Origin of the sequence: Pontiella sp. (assembly GCF_041622395.1) — a bacterium.
Lineage (GTDB): Bacteria > Verrucomicrobiota > Kiritimatiellia > Kiritimatiellales > Pontiellaceae > Pontiella.
In genome coordinates this window covers 1-2,767 of the sequence record NZ_JBFJYW010000386.1, presented here as the reverse complement: position 1 = coordinate 2,767, position 2,767 = coordinate 1, and the positions used below count along the sequence as shown (strand labels likewise).

Annotated in this window: 5 protein-coding genes; all 5 read left to right on the top strand. The window is 56.6% G+C overall.

The features are described from left to right. Window positions 1–309 (top strand): hypothetical protein (locus ABYO54_RS15840; protein WP_372809202.1); only part of this gene is annotated, 309 nt, incomplete at its 5' end. Further along, the gene (locus tag ABYO54_RS15835) at window positions 309–1,298 is read left to right on the top strand and encodes a hypothetical protein (RefSeq protein ID WP_372809201.1); all 990 of its coding nucleotides are present in this window, start codon (window positions 309–311) and stop codon (window positions 1,296–1,298) included. The genes ABYO54_RS15840 and ABYO54_RS15835, both read left to right, overlap by 1 nt. A 55-nt stretch (window positions 1,299–1,353) precedes the next feature. Beyond that, on the top strand, window positions 1,354–2,121 hold the full coding sequence (locus ABYO54_RS15830; protein ID WP_372809200.1) for a MotA/TolQ/ExbB proton channel family protein: 768 nt from the start codon (window positions 1,354–1,356) through the stop codon (window positions 2,119–2,121). A 30-nt stretch (window positions 2,122–2,151) separates the two neighbouring features. After that, a complete protein-coding gene (locus ABYO54_RS15825; protein ID WP_372809199.1) occupies window positions 2,152–2,562 on the top strand; it encodes an ExbD/TolR family protein in 411 nt (136 codons plus the stop codon). Window positions 2,563–2,568: 6 nt separating this feature from the next. Beyond that, on the top strand, window positions 2,569–2,767 hold a 199-nt coding region (locus ABYO54_RS15820), incomplete at its 3' end, for an ExbD/TolR family protein (protein WP_372809198.1).

Here is a 2,767-nt window from a genome sequence, read left to right as displayed (position 1 = left end):
TACTGGGCGGCCGAGGGCTATCTGGCCAGCGCGCGTATTTTGAAAAAACTCGGCCCGCAATATGAAAACGACCGCCGCAACACCTATCGTGCCATGCTGTATGACCGCTATGTGAACGATCTGCCGCAGGCCGAGGAAGCCCGCAATGCGCTCGGTGCCGTCGAGACCGGCGAAATCGCCGATTACCTCGCAACGGGGGGCGTTTCCAATATTGCCGTCAAGGTCGAAGCCGAAGTCGGGGGCGAAGCGCCATCTGCCGACGCCGGGGCTTCGGGCTCGACGCCGGTTGCTGCGGAGGAGAGCAAATAATGAAGTTTAAGACACCCATGATGATGATTCTGGCGGCGGTATCCGTTGCCTTCGCCCAGTCTGAAACTGAGGATACGTCCTCGTCGAGCGGAGTGCCGGCCTCGCTATTGGCCTCCAACGGGAAAAGCATAGCCCGGGTTTATCTGCAGTCGCTAGCGGATGGAAACCTGACGTTCGCGGTCGGCGGCCGTGCCATGACCGTGCCGCTGGACAAGGTCACCAGCGTTGGTTTTTCCATGACCAAAGAAGAGTTCGATTCCTTTCGGGAAAAGCAAACGATCAGCGATGCGGAGATTGCCGAAATATCGGCCAGAACCGACGTCGACAAGGTTGCCAAGCTACAGTTGATCTTCGAAAAGGCGCTCGGCAACATCGAGGCCATGTATGTCGAGGGCGACTATGCCGCGGCGGTTGCCGCCTTGGAATCGCTCATGATGGAGCGCGGGCAGTTCATGTCGATCGACAACAATTTGCAACGGATGGCTTTGATGCTGATGGACTGCTATCTGAAGCTGGGAGATATTGCCGGGGTGGGCAAATATGCGGCGGTGCTGCGGGAAAGCTCCAATCCGAAGGCCAAAACCAAGGCCCTGGTCGGCACGGCGTTGATGGCCGTCGAACGCGGCGACTTCGAAGCCGCCGACAAGGTTGCCGAAGAGTTGGAGTCGGAAGCGGCGAAGCTCTACCTGAAGGCCTCGATCGAGCGCGCCCAAAAGCACCCGACCCTCGCTTCCAAAACCGTCTGCGAAATCATCGCCGCACACGGGAATGATCTGGAGTGGATGCCGCAGTCCGAACTGCTCAGCGCCCATCTGTACCTCGACGTAGGCCTGACCAATTCCGCGGTCAACACCGCGCGCCAAGTGAAGAACATCTATGCCGGAACCAATATTGCCGGCGATGCCGCGAAGCTCTTCTACCAACTTGGCGGCGAAGAAAAGCCCGCGGAGGCAACAAGCGAAGAAATGCCGGCAGAGCCGACCGAATAATCTGAACCGTAAAAAAAAACAATACTTGAAACTGACCTAACCGGAGGAAACAACCATGAAGAAAACAATTCTAACCTTCGCTTTGCTGATGGCGGCAGGCGCTGCATTCGCCCAGGGCGAAACCGCTGCCGAAGCCGTACAGAAAGTCGATTTGCTGCAGTTGATCAAAACGGGTGGCTGGGCCATGTGGCCGCTGGGCGCCTTCTCCTTCTTCATGGTGGCTCTCGTCATCCAGAATTTCATTTCGCTGCGCCCCAAGACGCTGCTTCACAGCGAGCAATTGCCGGCATTGCTGAAGATGATGCTCGACAAGAAGTGCCTCGACGCACTCATCTACTGCCGAGAGCATCCTTCCATGTTTGCCAACACTTTCGGTGCCGGACTCGAACGCTGCCTCGATGGTGAAGAGGAGCTCGACTTCCAGAAGATCAAGGAATCGGTCGAGGAAGCCTCGGTCGAGCAAATGTCCAAGCTGATGAAGCCGATCGACTATCTTTCGATCATCGGCGCCAGCGCCCCGATGCTCGGGCTGCTCGGTACGGTATCCGGTATGATCAAGGCGTTTAACACCATGTCCACCACCGGGATGGGTAAGCCGGAACTGCTCGCCGGTAACATCGGTGAGGCCTTGGTGACGACGGCGACGGGTCTGGTGATTGCGATTCCCGCCATGTTCTTCTTCTTCTTCTTTAAAAAGGGATTCCAGAAAACGCTGGCCACTCTCGGCCGCAACATCGGCTTCCTGTTCGACGCGCTCCAGACCGGCAAAGAACCTGTCAGCTTCATGGATATCGATACCCTGAAGAAAATGAAGGGTCAGTAGGCTCCGCAACCCTGGACATAGGCATCCGATATGAAACTTCAACAGAAAGAGATCGGCGAAGATCTAGAGCTCGACATGTCGCCCATGATCGACATGGTCTTCCTGCTGCTCATCTTCTTCATCGTGGCCTCGCAGATCATCGACGAAAAGCCGCAGGTCGCGGTGCCGTCCGCCGCCCATGGCAAGGTGCCGGACGATACCACCGGTCGTATGATGATCTCGGTCAAGAAGGATGGTACCTACTATCTTGGATCCGATCCCGTAGCCAAGACGGTCGATGAGGTCAAGGAGCGCATCGAACTGGAGATCAATGCCGATCCCAATCTGCGCGTCCTGATTCGCGCCGACGCCGAAGCCAAATACAAGATGAACGAGAAGATCACGATCGCCTGCGCCGAGGTCGGTGCGCAGGATCTGATCTATTCCGTTTTCGAGGAGTAGGGAAACATGAATCTCAACCAACATTTCGAAGAGGCCAAGCTGGAGCTGCAGATCGCGCCGTTGATCGACGTCGTGTTCCTGCTCCTGATCTATTTCATGGTCACGGCATCGCTCATTAAGAAAGAGGCCGATATTGGTTTCATGCTTCCGGCGGATATTGCCGTGCAGGACATGCAGCAGATTCCGGTCGAGGTGCCCGGGTTCT